Origin of the sequence: Sorangium sp. So ce426 (assembly GCF_051475585.1) — a bacterium.
GTDB lineage: Bacteria > Myxococcota_A > Polyangia > Polyangiales > Polyangiaceae > Sorangium > Sorangium cellulosum_B.
In genome coordinates this window covers 7,204,115-7,217,540 of sequence record NZ_CP150341.1, presented here as the reverse complement: position 1 = coordinate 7,217,540, position 13,426 = coordinate 7,204,115, and the positions used below count along the sequence as shown (strand labels likewise).

The 13,426-nt window shown below is 69.4% G+C and carries 11 protein-coding genes; 6 read left to right on the top strand and 5 right to left on the bottom strand.

What is annotated here, in order from left to right:
- Positions 1–51 precede the first annotated feature (51 nt).
- The 3 genes from tssE to WMF44_RS26825 form a co-directional block, all read right to left on the bottom strand.
- Positions 52–471, bottom strand: coding sequence for a type VI secretion system baseplate subunit TssE (gene tssE, locus WMF44_RS26835; protein ID WP_437292884.1), 420 nt, complete (start codon positions 469–471; stop codon positions 52–54).
- Between the two features lie 46 nt (positions 472–517).
- Positions 518–1,003 (bottom strand): type VI secretion system tube protein TssD, encoded by a 486-nt coding sequence (gene tssD / locus WMF44_RS26830; RefSeq protein WP_437292883.1) that lies wholly within the window; start codon positions 1,001–1,003, stop codon positions 518–520.
- Between the two features lie 137 nt (positions 1,004–1,140).
- Positions 1,141–1,653, bottom strand: a complete 513-nt coding sequence (locus WMF44_RS26825; protein WP_437292882.1) for an Hcp family type VI secretion system effector — start codon at positions 1,651–1,653, stop codon at positions 1,141–1,143.
- A gap of 536 nt (positions 1,654–2,189) precedes the next feature.
- Here WMF44_RS26825 and WMF44_RS26820 point away from each other — a divergent pair.
- A complete protein-coding gene (locus tag WMF44_RS26820; RefSeq protein WP_437292881.1) occupies positions 2,190–3,107 on the top strand; it encodes a hypothetical protein in 918 nt (305 codons plus the stop codon).
- 247 nt (positions 3,108–3,354) lie between these two features.
- Here WMF44_RS26820 and WMF44_RS26815 read toward each other — a convergent pair whose 3' ends face one another.
- Both WMF44_RS26815 and WMF44_RS26810 read right to left on the bottom strand, forming a co-directional pair.
- Positions 3,355–4,047 carry a hypothetical protein gene (locus WMF44_RS26815; RefSeq protein ID WP_437292880.1) on the bottom strand — a complete coding sequence of 231 codons (693 nt, stop codon included), beginning with the start codon at positions 4,045–4,047 and terminating at the stop codon, positions 3,355–3,357.
- 90 nt (positions 4,048–4,137) lie between these two features.
- Complete coding sequence (locus WMF44_RS26810; RefSeq protein ID WP_437292879.1) at positions 4,138–5,430, bottom strand: type VI secretion system-associated FHA domain protein; 1,293 nt, start codon at positions 5,428–5,430, stop codon at positions 4,138–4,140.
- Between the two features lie 224 nt (positions 5,431–5,654).
- Between WMF44_RS26810 and WMF44_RS26805 the strand changes: the two genes are divergently transcribed.
- The 5 genes from WMF44_RS26805 to WMF44_RS26785 all read left to right on the top strand — a co-directional run bounded on the left by WMF44_RS26805 (position 5,655) and on the right by WMF44_RS26785 (position 13,416).
- The gene (locus WMF44_RS26805) at positions 5,655–7,547 is read left to right on the top strand and encodes a transglycosylase SLT domain-containing protein (RefSeq protein ID WP_437292878.1); all 1,893 of its coding nucleotides are present in this window, start codon (positions 5,655–5,657) and stop codon (positions 7,545–7,547) included.
- 36 nt (positions 7,548–7,583) lie between these two features.
- Positions 7,584–10,289 carry a type VI secretion system ATPase TssH gene (tssH, locus tag WMF44_RS26800; RefSeq protein WP_437292877.1) on the top strand — a complete coding sequence of 902 codons (2,706 nt, stop codon included), beginning with the start codon at positions 7,584–7,586 and terminating at the stop codon, positions 10,287–10,289.
- Between the two features lie 113 nt (positions 10,290–10,402).
- Positions 10,403–11,161 carry a type VI secretion system lipoprotein TssJ gene (gene tssJ / locus WMF44_RS26795; RefSeq protein WP_437292876.1) on the top strand — a complete coding sequence of 253 codons (759 nt, stop codon included), beginning with the start codon at positions 10,403–10,405 and terminating at the stop codon, positions 11,159–11,161.
- Positions 11,162–11,342: 181 nt separating this feature from the next.
- Positions 11,343–12,704 (top strand): type VI secretion system baseplate subunit TssK, encoded by a 1,362-nt coding sequence (gene tssK / locus WMF44_RS26790; protein WP_437292875.1) that lies wholly within the window; start codon positions 11,343–11,345, stop codon positions 12,702–12,704.
- Positions 12,705–12,738: 34 nt separating this feature from the next.
- Positions 12,739–13,416, top strand: coding sequence for a DotU family type IV/VI secretion system protein (locus WMF44_RS26785; protein WP_437274698.1), 678 nt, complete (start codon positions 12,739–12,741; stop codon positions 13,414–13,416).
- The last annotated feature ends 10 nt before the right edge of the window (positions 13,417–13,426 follow it).

The window sequence follows — 13,426 nt, the reverse complement described above, 5'->3', positions numbered from 1 at the left end:
CGCCGGGGCCGAAGGCTGTCAACCGCCGTGAGCCAGGCCGCCGGGCGGGGGCTACGTCATCCGGACGTTGCCGCTCTGATCCACTGCAGCGCCGAGCCGGAGCGCTTGGCGACGGCCATCGGGAAAGTGGATCTGCGCGGTGATCTCGAACTCGAGGACCATCGACTGGATCGCGTCGCTGCGCATGTGCCGGACCTGCACGTTCTTCAGCCGCGGCTCGTAGGTCTGGATGCAGTTCTTGAGCGAGCGCTGCACCAGGCCGATCGCCTCGGGGAACTCATGCAGCACCTCCGAGACCTCCATGAGGCCGTAGTCCGGGCAGGTCAGCGAGCTCCCCTGGCGGGTGTTCAGCATGTGCCCGAGGTGCGTCAGGATGGCCGACTCGAGGTCGTGATCCCGGTAGGTGTGCCGCTCCGTCGAGTGCGGGTCGGCCGCGTGCGCGATTCGGGTGAGGAGGGAGGCGCCGGCCACCGCGGGATCGTAGATCAGCTCGCCCCTCGAGCGGAAGCCCGCCCGCTCAGCGCGGGGTGAGCCAGTCGTCCTCCGCGGAGGCACCCCCGTCGTTCCAGGTCCAGACGACCTTCTGGTACGTGAACGCGACCTCCTCCTGCTCGGGCAGGCGCGATTGCCCCGGGTTCCTCACGTTGAGCATGTGGAACTGGATGCTCGAGATGTTCGCGTTCGTGAGCTGGACCGTGAAGACAGGCCTCTCGACGCCGATCGCGATCGACCTGTAGAACTGGAGCTCCCAGCGGGGGATGCTCTCGTTGTGGCTGAGAATGCTGAGGAGGAGCGGCGTGGACCGATCGAGGTCCTTCGTGACGATGAAGGGCTTGTGCATCCGCTTGCCCGTCGGGCGCCCGGTGACCGGGTCGCGCGGCCCCACCAGCGAGTGGAACACCTCGGTGACGAGGATGCTACCTTCTCGCCCCTTCTGGGTGACGGAGCCCCTGATTTCCCCTTGTCTTTCGCCGACGAGTCTGAGGTAGGCGCTGAGGGGCATGCCAACATTCTGAGCTTGCTGCGCGTGATGGCCATGCCTGATTTTGAGGAACCCCCTGATGCCCCAACGTCAGGACGACAAACGCAACCGGGCGACCCGAAGGTCGCCCGGTGCGACGAGACCTCAGCAGCTAGGTACTACCCCTGCGGCGTCTCCCAGTCGTCGTCCGCCTGACGCGCGCCGTCGCCGTCATCGAACGACCACTCGATCTTCTGGTACGTGAAGGAGACCCGCTCGTACTCCGGCCGATCCTTCGCGCCGTCCCCGCCGCGCGTGTTGTCCATGTGGAAGTCGATGCTCGCGACCGTCGCGTTCGTGAGCTTGACCGTGTAGTGGTTCTGCTCCTTGCCGACGTTCTTCGACGCCGCGGTGCCCGGCGTGTAGAACTTGAGCGTCCACTCCGAGATGCTCTCGTTGTTGACCAGGGCGTTGTAAAGAAGGGGGGTTGCCTTGTCGAGCTCCTTCGTGATCACGAAGGGCTTGTGCTGGCGCTTCCCGCTGGGCAGCCCGGTCGCCGGGTCACGCGGGCTCACGACCTGATGCTGCACCGAGATGACAGCGATCGACTTCTCGCGACCCTTCTGGGTGACCGAGCCATCGATCGGGCCCTGGGTAACGCCCTTCAAAACGAGGTGAGCTTGCAACGCCATGATCAAATGCCTCTTCCTTCAAGAACTCGCCGCCTGGGCTCAGTCTACGCCCCATTGCGCGCTGGCAGACGGTGCGCTCCGTCGGGACTAGGAGTTCAGAGACGCAGAGATAAGACTCTTATCGTATCTCTACCCCTGTTCGTCTCAGGGAGTCCAGAAGGTAACTCCCTCTTTGGGAGCGTCAAGACTTTTGTGTCCGGGAGCGGTGCGGGTTTCTTGGCATTCGGTTCGCTTTTGGTTGGGGTTTGGCTCGCGTCTGGTTCCTGAGGGCGCGCAATATTCCGTCGCGAAGCCATCGCTTCCATAAGAGGACGCGGGCGTGTCCATCGCGTTGCGGGCGTGTGGGGAACGTGACGACGCGCGGGGCGGCGGCGTGATCTGGCATGCGCGCGACCGCCGACCCGGAGAGAACGAGGCGGGCTGGCCGGCCAGAGCCGTTGGCCGGCCAGGGCCGTTGGCCGGCCAGCCCCGTTGGCCGGCCAGGGCGTTGGGTCGCGAACTCGCCTTGGCGACGCCTTGCATGATACGAAGAGCGCGTGAGCATCGTTCGCTTCGGCTCCGTCGTCGGCCTGGGGCTCGCCGCCGCCCTCGCGGGCTGCGGATCGTACCCAGAGCAGCCACACGGCGAGCTCCAGACACGCAAGCAGAATCCGATCCCGGTGTGCACGACCCAGCTGCCGCCTGCGAAGCGCGGGGCGGGCGGCAAAGCGGCCGTCCGCACCCTCGACCCAGACCAGTGGCTGAGCGTCGTCGTTCCCGGCTACAGCGAGGAACGGGGGATCGGGCCGACCGACGTCGACTGTACCGGCCACTACGTGTTCGCCAACGAGACCCTGCGCGGCGGCATCTCCAAGTCCGGCTGGCCGCGCAAGATCGACCCCGACGAGGTCGAGATCCGCTCCGGGCCGGAGGGGCTTCGCGCCGTGTGGGTGCGCGTCCTCAAGTTCGAGAACGGCGACGAGGGCGGCCTCGTCGCGCTCGTGCGAGCGGCCGGCGATCGCGCGGACGTCTACGGGGTCGGCAGCTTCCGCGCGCCCGCGAAGGGGACCAAGCTGTCCCCGGTGCGCCTCGGCAACGACAACCTCGTCGTGGCCGAGACGAAGGACTGCCCTGATCCCGACGACTGCCGACAACGAGCGCACTTCTACCTTGCGCGAAGGGGACGGCTGATCGAGGCGGCGTCCGTCGACCTGGAGCGGACGGCGGTGGTGCCCTCCGTCACCGAGCGCGGGCTCTACGCCCGCTACGCGCTGCGCACCGACGTCTCCTACAAGCCGAACGGCATTCAGCTGCTCGAGCAGGTGCGGGTGAAGATCGTGAAGCACGACGACGGCAACCGCGACAGCGACCGCGAGCTCCGCCGCGTCGAGTTCCAGCGATTCCTCCGGGTGGAGCGGGATACGATCTTCTCGTCGAACGATCCGCTCTGGGAGCGCGTCGTCGGCCAGGACTAGAGCGGCGGTCACCCGCTTCGGAGACGGGCCCATCTCGACGTTTTCGGTGCTCAGCGCACCTTCGTACGCTTGCGCGCCGAAAACGCCGATCTGGGCCCGTCTCCTGTGCGGGTGACCGCCGCTCTGCGACGCTCGTGCCAGGGGCGGGCGGAGACCGCTGGAGAATGGCGGCCGAGGCCAGGGGGCGCGGGGGACGGGCGGCCCCCTGGCTGCTCCAGCGAGCGGAGGGATGCCTGCGGAGAGGCGGCTACCAGCAGAACAGCGCGTTGCCGTAGCCGCAGTTCGGGCGCTGGAGCATCGCGTAGGCGGTGCCGACGGCGAGGCCGCTCAGGAAGCCGGTGACGCCGCCGATCGCGATCTGACCGGCGTTCTCGTGCGGCCGCGTGTCGCCGGGGGCGACGCCGCGGGCGATGGTGGTGACGACCGAGGCGGTGAGGGGGATGGCCACATTGCCGATGAAGGCGCCGGCGTTGAAGCGGCCAGACGAGTAGCGGAACGTGTCGACCACGAAGATGCCCGTGCCCGCGCCCGTCGCGCCCCAGGAGGCGAACGCGTGCGTCGACGGGCCGCCGAACGACTCGCAGCCCGAGTCGGACACCGCCGCCTTCGTCTCGTCGATCGAGCAGCCAGGGCGCGTCGACTCGAGCGCGTTCTTGATCGGCAGGTCCACGAGCAGCGTCAGCGCGGTCATCGTCATGGCGGGCGCCATGACCGAGAAATGCCAGCGCCCCTTCCAGCCGACCGTGGCCTCGGGATCGCTGTAATAGACACGCGGCATCAGGAAAACGACGGAGCTTCCCAGCACGAGGCTCACGTCCGAGACCGTGGCCCAGTTCTTATCGCGTTGGACCGTCGTCTGCGCGGCCGCCTCGCGCGGGGCGAGGAGGCACGCGGCGACGGCCAGACAACCTGCTGCTACGACTTTCTCCCTGATTCGCATGAACGGCGCCTCGCGTTCGGCCGCGCCTCCGGCGAAGATCGGCGAGCCCAAGGCGCGGCTCGCCGCGCGAAGCCCCGCCGTTGTGGGGCGCTAGCGTTTGTTCGGATTCCCAGAGCCGGGGAAGCGGACGATGCTCCGGCCTCCCGACTCGCCGGACGACCCATAGTCCTCTGCGGCGGTCGCAGCGTACGCCCGAGAGAACTGCTCGCCAAATATTTCCCGAAAGGTCTCCTTGTCCTCCCCCGAATAGTCGCCGTGGCGGCGCTCGTAGAGCTTCCAGAGCTCCTCGTACCTGTTCGAGAACAGCCCGCCTTTCTTGCCCGCGCGCTCGAGCTTCTCCTCGAGCGTCTTCGGGGAGAGCTTCACGAGCAGCGACCTCACGCCCCCCATCACGCCGTTCAGGAGCGCGATCTGGTGGCTCATGACATCCACGAAGATCTCGTGGAGGTGCCGCGCGGCGTCCGGGCCCCCGACCGGCGTGAGCAGGACCGTGCCGAGCTCCTTCGCGTCCTGCGCGTTCGCGACCTTGTCCGTCTCGGCGGAGCGATCGCGCGCCAGCACCTCGGCCTCGAACTCCTGATAGCCGTCGCGCAGGCTCACGAAGCACTTCAGGAAGACGTCCATCGTGTCGCGGAGCCGCCGCGCGAAGTTGACGATGCCAGCGACGTCGTCCGGGGGCTTCGCGCCGGGCGCGAGGGCGCCCGCGAGCTCGGAGAGCGCTGCGAACGCCGCGTTCGCGGGGGCCAGCTCGCCGAGCGTGCGGTAGTCCACGCCGTAGTACTGAGAGATCTTCTGAAAGTCCCGCTCCGCGAGCACGCTCGGGTGCTCCTCGCCGAGCCGGCGCAAGTAGCTCTGGCGCGCGTCGGGCGGGAGGCGCGCAAGGTGATCCCAGATCATCCGGTAGACCGCGGCCCACGCGGTCCGGTACGCCTCCAGGTACGGGACCACCTGACGCAGGTAGGGGTCTTCTCCGCCGGGAGCGGCGCGCTTCTGCGGGCTGATCAGCGCGGAGAGGTTGTCTCCGCCCGTGCCGAGCAGCGTGCCGTCGTTCGGGCTCTCGGACTTCAGCGGCGCCTCGATGATCGCGAGCCGGATCTGGATCGGGCCGATCGTGATCTCCGGCTGGCCGGTCACGTCCACCGAGGTGTCGCGCGCCAGCCGGTGCCCCGCGAACATCGTCCCGTTGGTGGAGCCGAGGTCGCGCACGAAGATCCGGCGATCGCGGACGTCCACCGCCGCATGGAACTGGGAGATGTAGGGCCGGTCGATGTGAAGGTCGTTCAGCTGATTCCTGCCGATCCGGACAGGGAAGCGCTCGAACGAAACGTCGAAGCTTTGGTTGGCCTGGGTGTCGGACACGCGGGCCGAGAGCGCCGCCGGCATGGGGGCAGACTAGCAGACCCGCTCCGCCGGACGGGAGTGCCTGACGTCCATCCGCACCCTACGGCCCGCCAGTCTGCGTGCAGCCCACCCAGAGGCCACGCCGAGGCCCGAGAGGGCGCCGAGGCCGGCCGAGAGGGCGCCGAGGCCGGCCCCCCAGCGGCGCGCCACGCCCGGCTCGCCCGGGCCGGCCGGTTTGTTGACCGGTTTGCCTACATGGTGCGACGTTGAACCACACACCAATGAGCCTCGTCCACAAGATCCCTCCCCTGGTCTCGGCCCTGGCGTTTGGCTACGGGGTCGGGATGGCGGCGCCCCAGTCGGCGATCACGTCGGTCCAGTCGGCGGTATCGACCTACCAGCTGGGGGCAGCGCGGGCCACGGCGCCGGTCGGGGCGCTCGCCGCGGCGCCGCCGCCGTACGCGGCGCCGGCGCGCGGGCTCGACGGCCCGGCAGCGCCGCCGGGGGGCGAGTCGCGGGAGCTGTGGCGGCTGCGCGAGGCGGCGGGGCGCGACGCGCGGGAGGGCGCCGCGTGCGAGCTCGATCGGCCGAGCTTCTCGCGGCCGCCGCGCGCGTTCTCGGCCGAAGGCAGCTACGCCGACGACGTGGACGACCTCGACTCGGCCGGCGCCGAGGCGCTCTCGAAGCTGCAGCTGCCCGACCTCCGGCTCTCCGTGTCGCGCCGCACCCTGAAGTACGTCCGCTTCTTCACGCGCACCGACCGCGGGCGGCAGATGTTCGAGACGTGGCTGAAGCGGAGCGGGCGCTACCAGGAGATGATCCAGGCCGAGCTCAGGGAACGACGGCTCCCGGAGGATCTCATCTGGGTGGCCATGATCGAGAGCGGCTTCGACCCGCGGGCGAAATCGCCCGTCGGCGCCGTGGGGCTCTGGCAGTTCATGCCCGCCACCGGCGCGGTCTACGGGCTCCAGCAGACGCGGCACCTCGACCAGCGGAAGAACCCGCGCCTCGCCACGCAGGCGGCGGCGCACCACCTGCGCGATCTCTACCTGCGCTTCGGCAGCTGGGACCTCGCGCTCGCGGCCTACAACATGGGCTACGAGCAGCTGCTCGACCGCATCGATCGCTACGGGACGTCCGACTTCAACGAGCTGGCGCGCCAGGAGGCGATCCCCTCGGAGACGGCCGCGTACGTGCCGAAGATCGGGGCGGCGGCGATCGTGGCGAACAACCTGGAGCGGTTCGGGTTCGATGAGGTCGCGGTGAGCCGGCCGATCGACGCCGCCGAGATCGCGGTGTCCCCGGGGACGCCGCTCAAGACGCTGGCGAAGGCCGCCGGCATCGGGACCTCGGCGCTGCGGAAGCTGAACCCCGACATCCTGGGGGACCGCGTGCCGCCCGGACGGGGAGACTACCTCGTGATGCTCCCGCCGGACACGCTCGCTCGAGCGCAGGCCGCCCTGCCCGCGATGCTCTCCACGGAGCTGAACTCCACGGACGACGCGTCGATCCTCGATCCGGTCGATCTGCTCGGCGGACGCGACTTCGCGCCGCGGAGGGGGAGCCGGGACGACGAGAGCCTGCTCTCGCTGCTCCCGAAGCCCGCGCGGAAGCGGACGGCCCAGACGGCGGACGCGGACGACGCCGGCCGGTCCGCGCTCGGCAAGCGGCGCTCGATGCGCGATCCCGTGGCCACGTCCTCGCTCGACGACGGCGCGGAGGGCTCGTCCGACGACGACGCGGTCGACGTCTCGCGCGCCCCGCTGCGGACGGGCGCCGCGCGCGGTCAGCCGCGGTCCGCGCGCGAGGTGATGCTCTACCGCGTCGCGCCCGGCGATACGCTGATCGGCGTGGCGCGGCAGTTCGTCATAGACGTCGAGGACGTCGCGCGCGATAACCGTATTGAGCCGGACCAGAAGCTCCGCGTCGGCGCCCTGCTCAAGCTGCGGATACGGCCCGACATGGTGGACCGCGTCGCGGCGGGCGAGCCGCTCGCCGCGCAGGAAAAGGACGCCAGCGCCCACGACGCAGCGCCGGCGCCGCGCGGCGGCGCGACCCGCGGGGGCGCCAAGCCGGCCGCGCGGGAGCGCGGAGACGCGGGCGGGGCCGAGGGCCGCGCCCCGGAGGCCGCGGAGAAGAAGCGCAAGGGGCGAGGCTGACGAGGCGCTTTCGGACGAGGGCGCGCCTCGGCTAGCATGCCGCGCATGCAGCTCGTCGACACCAAAGCCATCGTCAAGCGACTCACCAAGAACTGCACCTCTGCCCTCGAGGCGGCGATTGGCCAGTGTGTCAACGCGCGCCACTACGAGGTCACGCTCGAGCACCTGCTCCTCGCGCTGCTCGACGACGCGAACTCCGACATCGCGTTTCTCGTATCCCACTATGATCTCGACCCGTCGCACCTCCGCGCCGCGCTCCAGCGCAGCCTGGAAGAGCTGAGGAAGGGCAACGCCGGGAGGCCCGTGCTCTCGCCGACGATGCTCGAGTGGATGCAGGACGCCTATCTCGTCGGATCCATGGAGTACGGCTACCAGCGGGTCCGGAGCGGCGTGCTCTTCCAGCGCCTCGTCCAGCAGCCGACCCGGTACTCGGTGAGCAGCATCGGCGCGTATCTCGAGGGCATCTCGAAAGACGATCTCAAGAACAACCTCCCCAAGATCGTCTCCGGCTCCAAGGAGGAGGCGGAGGCCGCCGCGGCGGCGGCGGGCGCAGGCGCGCCCGGGGCCGGGAAGCTGCCGGCCGGGATGGCGAGCGCCGGGCCCGATTCGGCGCTGGCGAAGTTCTGCGTCGACTACACGGGGAAGGCGCGCGCGGGGCAGATCGATCCGATCTTCGGCCGCGAGCGGGAGATCCGGCAGGTCATCGATATCCTCGCGCGGCGGCGCAAGAACAACCCGATCATCGTCGGCGACGCGGGCGTCGGGAAGACGGCGCTCGTCGAGGGGCTCGCGCTGCTCATCGTCGAGAGCACGCCGGAGAACCCGAAGGTGCCGCCGCTCCTGCAGGGCGTCGACATCCTCGGGCTCGACATGGGGCTGCTCCAGGCAGGGGCCGGCGTGAAGGGCGAGTTCGAGAACCGGATGAAGCAGGTGATCGCCGAGGTGAAGGGGTCGTCGAAGCCGATCATCCTCTTCATCGACGAGGCGCACACGCTCATCGGCGCGGGCGGCCAGCAGGGCGGCGGCGACGCGGCCAACCTGCTCAAGCCGGCGCTCGCCCGCGGCGAGCTCCGGACGATCGCGGCCACGACGTGGAGCGAGTACAAGAAATACTTCGAGAAGGACGCGGCGCTGGAGCGGCGCTTCCAGCCGGTGAAGGTCGACGAGCCGAGCGAGCCGGCGGCCGTCGTCATGCTCCGGGGGCTCCGGCCGAAGTTCGAGGCGGCCCACAACGTCATCATCCAGGACGAGGCGGTGACCGCGGCCGTGCGGCTGTCGGCGCGCTACCTGACCGGCAGGCAGCTGCCGGACAAGGCGGTCGACCTGCTCGACACCTGCGCGGCCCGCGTGAAGGTCGCGCTGCAGCAGCGCCCCGCCGCGGTCGAGGACGCCGAGATCCTCATCGTGAACACAGAGACCGAGCTCAAGGCGCTCGAGCGGGATCGGGACAAGGGCGTCCACATCGATGAAGAGCGGGTCGCGGAGCTCAAGGACAAGCTCGCCAAGGCGAAGGCCGAGCTCGAGTCGGTGCGCGCCGACTACGCGAAGGAGACGGCGGGCACGCAGCGGGTCATCGACGCCCGCAAGAAGATGGACGAGGCCAAGACGACCGAGGAGCGGGACGCCGCGCGCCGCGACGTGGTGAAGGCCCTCGACGAGCTCAAGCAGAGCCAGGGCGAGGTGCCGCTGATCCGGCCGGACGTCGACGAGGCCATGGTCGCGAGCGTTGTCGCCGCGTGGACGGGCATCCCCGTCGGCAAGATGGTCCAGGACGACGTGAAGGCGCTCCTCGAGATGGAGGACCGGCTGACCCGGCGGATCAAGGGGCAGACGCACGGCATCGTGAGCATCTCGAAGGAGCTCCGGAGCGCGCGCGCGGGCCTGAAGCCGCTGAGCACGCCGCAGGGCGTGTTCCTGCTCGTGGGGCCCAGCGGCGTCGGCAAGACGGAGACCGCGCTCGGGATCGCCGACCTCATGTTCGGCGGCGAGCGGATGATGACGGTCATCAACATGTCCGAGTTCCAGGAGAAGCACACCGTCTCCCGGCTCATCGGCTCGCCCCCCGGCTACGTCGGCTACGGCGAGGGCGGCATGCTCACCGAGGCCGTGCGCCAGCGGCCCTACACGGTGGTGCTCCTCGACGAGGTCGAGAAGGCCGACCCCGACGTGATGAACCTGTTCTACCAGGTGTTCGACAAGGGCATGCTGAGCGACGGCGAGGGGCGGCTCGTCGACTTCAAGAACACGGTCATCATCCTGACGAGCAACCTCGCGACCGACAAGATCACGAACATGACGGTCGCCGCGCGGGAAGAAGACCCGTCGCGCCGCCTCGACGCGGACGGCGAGTTTATCAAGGAGATCGTCGAGTCGATCAAGCCGACGCTCTCCGCGCACTTCAAGCCGGCGCTGCTCGCGCGCATGACGACGGTGCCGTACCTGCCGATCTCGCCCGACGCGCTCGGCGAGATCACGCGGCTCAAGCTCGACGCGCTCGTCGACCGCCTGCGCAAGAGCCAGCGGATCGAGGCGTCGTACTCGGACGCGCTCGTCGAGACGATCGCGGCGCGCTGCACCGAGGTCGACACGGGGGCGCGCAACATCGACCATATCCTCCGGGCGTCGCTCCTGCCCCTGCTCTCGGTCGCCGTCCTCGAGAAGATGGCGGAGGGGCCGCTCCCCAAGCGGCTCCAGATCGGGGTCGACGCCGAAAAGAACTTCACGATCGCCTTCTCGGACTGAATCCGTTCTCGGACCGATCGACGCCGCTCGCACACCGAAAGTTGTACTGGCCGCGAGACTCCGCATAAATTGGGCGGAGCATGGTCCCGTTCGCCAAGCTCCTACAGCGTTCGATGTGGATCGGGGAGCCCCGTTCGCCCTCCCCCGCAGGGGAGGGCTCGGCGCGCCAGCCGGGGCCTCGGCGTCGGCCGGCGTCGCTCCTCCGCGGGGCGGCCCCGGCGAAGGTCGCGGCGGCCGTCGCCGCGGCGACCTTCGCCGCCTTCCTCGGGGCCGCGCTGCCCGCCGCGCTCTCGGGCTGCACGTCCGCCGCGCCGCCGCCCGCGGCCCCCGAGCCGTGCGACGTCCAGATCGTGACGCTCTCGATCTACGCGTCCGACAACATCAACCCCAACGAGAACGGGAACCCCCGGCCCGTGGTCGTGCGGCTCTACCAGCTGAAGAGCAGCGCGCGCATGGAGAACGCGACCTACGACCAGATCCTCCTCAAGGACAAGGAGACGCTCGAGGACGACCTCGCCAAGGTCGACGAGGTCGAGGTCTTCCCGAACGACCTCGTCGAGGTGAAGTTCGAGCGCCTGCCCGACGCGAGCCACCTCGTCGGCGCCGCCCTGTTCCACAGCCCGAAGGGCAACAGCTGGAAGACCTTCTACGAGTTCCCGCTCCCGCCCGGAGAGGCGCAGTGCGGCGGCCGCGAGCCCGACGCGGGTCCGCCCGTGGCCGATCCGCGGGTCGCGTTCTTCATCGACTCGACCAAGATCGACAACGGGGTCGAGTTCGACGAGTCGATGTTCCCCAACGCGAGCGCCGTTCGCCGGCTCAGCCTGCCGAAGAAGGTGGCCGCGCCGGAGGCGCCCGCCCGCTCGGGGAAGTGATCGCCGTGGCGCGCGCAGGTCGTCCTCCCAGCGGCAGTCCGCGCGGCGTGCGCGACGCGACCGCGCGGCCGTCGGCGACGACGAGCGGCCCGATGCGCGCAGCGCCGCGTCGGCGCTCCCCGCGCCTGACCCGCTTTCGCGACGCCGCGCACGGCACATCTGGTAAGACTGGACGGGCGACATGATTCACCCGCGCAAGCCGGTCTGGACCGAGGGGCTCTTCATGACCCCTCAGCACCTGCAGCAAACGGACGCCTACCACGAGACGCTGCTCCACGCGCGCCTCCATGCCGTCGTGGGCTACGACTGGGGCATCACGTCCGCCCAGTTCGATGAGCGCGCGCTCTCCGCCGGGCAGTTCAAGGTCGTCAAATGCCACGGCGTCTTCCCCGACGGCACGCCGTTCTTCATCGGCGATCGCGGCGAAGACCAGGTCGAGGCGCGGCCGCTCGAGGGCGCTTTCCCGGCCGCGTTGAAGACGCTCGACGTCTTCCTCGGCATCCCGAACCTGCGCGAGACCGCGGCGAACATCAGCCTGGACCCGGCGAAGGCGGGCCCCGCCCAGCGGTTCGTGGCCGCCCAGACGACGGTCCCGGACGTGAACTCCGGCCGCAACGAGCAGTCGGTCACCTGGGCCCGCACCAACCTGCGGCTCCTCTTCGGCACCGAGCCGCGCGACGCGTACCAGACCGTGCGCATCGCGCAGCTCGTCCGCGACAGCTCCGGCGCGATCGCGCTGCGGAAGAGCTTCATCCCGTCGGTCCTTCGCATCAACACGTCGGACCACATCATGTCCGGCCTCCGCCGCGTGCTCTCGGCGCTCGTCGGCAAGCAGAAGTCGCTCGTCGAGGGGCGGCGCATGCGCAACGCGGCGTCGGTCGACTTCCAGGCCTCCGACCTCACCAAGTTCTGGCTGCTCCACACCCTGAACTCGTACATCCCGATCGTGTCGCACCTCGTCGACCACGGCGGCGCGCACCCGGAGCAGTGTTATGTCGTCCTCGGCTCGCTCATCGGAGAGCTCTGCACCTTCGCGGCCACCGACAGCGATCCGACGACGATCCCCAAGTTCAACTACCTCGAGCTCGATGGCGTCCTCGACCCGATGTTCGACCGGGCCTACCGGCTCATCAACGAGGTTGTCACGGAGCAGTTCGTCATCGTGCCGCTCGAGAAGCGCGAGGACGGCATGTACCTCGGCAGGTTCGAGGACCCGAAGCTGCCCCGCAGCCACGAGATGTTCCTCGAGGCGAAGGGCACGGACGAGGGCACGCTGCGCGAGCGGCTCCCGCGCCTGCTCAAGATCGGCTCGTGGACGCAGATCGGCCACATCCTGCACTCCGCGACGCCCGGCGTGAACGTCGCCATCGAGTACCGGCCGCCGGGCGCCATCCCGGTCAAGCCGGGGCTCGTCTACCTCCGCGTCAACCAGAACGGCGATTACTGGAACGATATCCTCGGCTCTGGCACGATCGCTATCTACCAGCCGATCGAACCGCAAAAGGTCGATCTCCGGCTGATCGCCGTCCCGGCAGGAAAGTGAACGTGTCAGGCCGCCCCTTCCGGGTGAGGAGCCCATGAGCCTCTCGCAGACGATGTACTTTGTGTGCTCCGACGTGCTCTCGCTGATCCTGCAGCTCAGGAACTCGCGCGACCTCCCGGCGCCCGACATCCTCCAGCGGCGCGTCCTCGGCCTGTTCGACACGATGATGCAGAACGGCCGGGAGGCGCGCATCCCCGAGCAGGACATGATCGACGCGAAGTTCGCGCTCGCGGCCTTCGCCGACGAGGTGATCTTCAACTCGAACTGGCCGGGGAGGACGCAGTGGCTCCAGAACCCGCTGCAGTTCCAGTTCTTCCAGCTGAACACGGCCGGCGACGGGTTCTTCACGAACCTCGACAACCTCTACGGCCAGCGCGGGAGGAACCACGTCGCGCAAATCTACTTCCTCTGCTTGGCCCTCGGCTTCCAGGGGAAATATCGTCTGCGCCAGCAGGAGGGCCTCGGCGCCGTCATCGAGGGCGTGGGCAACCACGTCGCTGTCGCCGAGGGCGGCGGTGAGGCCCTCGCGCCGAACGCGGAGCGCAAGGACGGCGGCGCGAACGCGGTTCGCCGCGAGCTGCCCTACCTGGCCATCGCGCTCGGGCTGCTCGTGCTGGCCGTCCTCGTGGTCATCGTGCTCCGGCTCGTCGTGGCCTCGGACGCGGAGGGCGTGGCCGACCAGATCAAGAAGCTGATCAGCACGGGGACCTAGGCGACTCCGC

What these genes read in the sequence shown, in the direction of transcription:
- WMF44_RS26825 (WP_437292882.1), bottom strand. Translation starts at nt 1,653, where the DNA reads ATGGCGTTGCAAGCTCACCTCGTTTTGAAGGGCGTTACCCAGGGCCCG.
- tssD (WP_437292883.1), bottom strand. Translation starts at nt 1,003, where the DNA reads ATGCCCCTCAGCGCCTACCTCAGACTCGTCGGCGAAAGACAAGGGGAA.
- WMF44_RS26785 (WP_437274698.1), top strand. Translation starts at nt 12,739, where the DNA reads ATGAGCCTCTCGCAGACGATGTACTTTGTGTGCTCCGACGTGCTCTCG.
- tssH (WP_437292877.1), top strand. Translation starts at nt 7,584, where the DNA reads ATGCCGCGCATGCAGCTCGTCGACACCAAAGCCATCGTCAAGCGACTC.
- tssK (WP_437292875.1), top strand. Translation starts at nt 11,343, where the DNA reads ATGATTCACCCGCGCAAGCCGGTCTGGACCGAGGGGCTCTTCATGACC.
- WMF44_RS26810 (WP_437292879.1), bottom strand. Translation starts at nt 5,430, where the DNA reads ATGCCGGCGGCGCTCTCGGCCCGCGTGTCCGACACCCAGGCCAACCAA.
- WMF44_RS26815 (WP_437292880.1), bottom strand. Translation starts at nt 4,047, where the DNA reads ATGCGAATCAGGGAGAAAGTCGTAGCAGCAGGTTGTCTGGCCGTCGCC.
- tssJ (WP_437292876.1), top strand. Translation starts at nt 10,403, where the DNA reads ATGTGGATCGGGGAGCCCCGTTCGCCCTCCCCCGCAGGGGAGGGCTCG.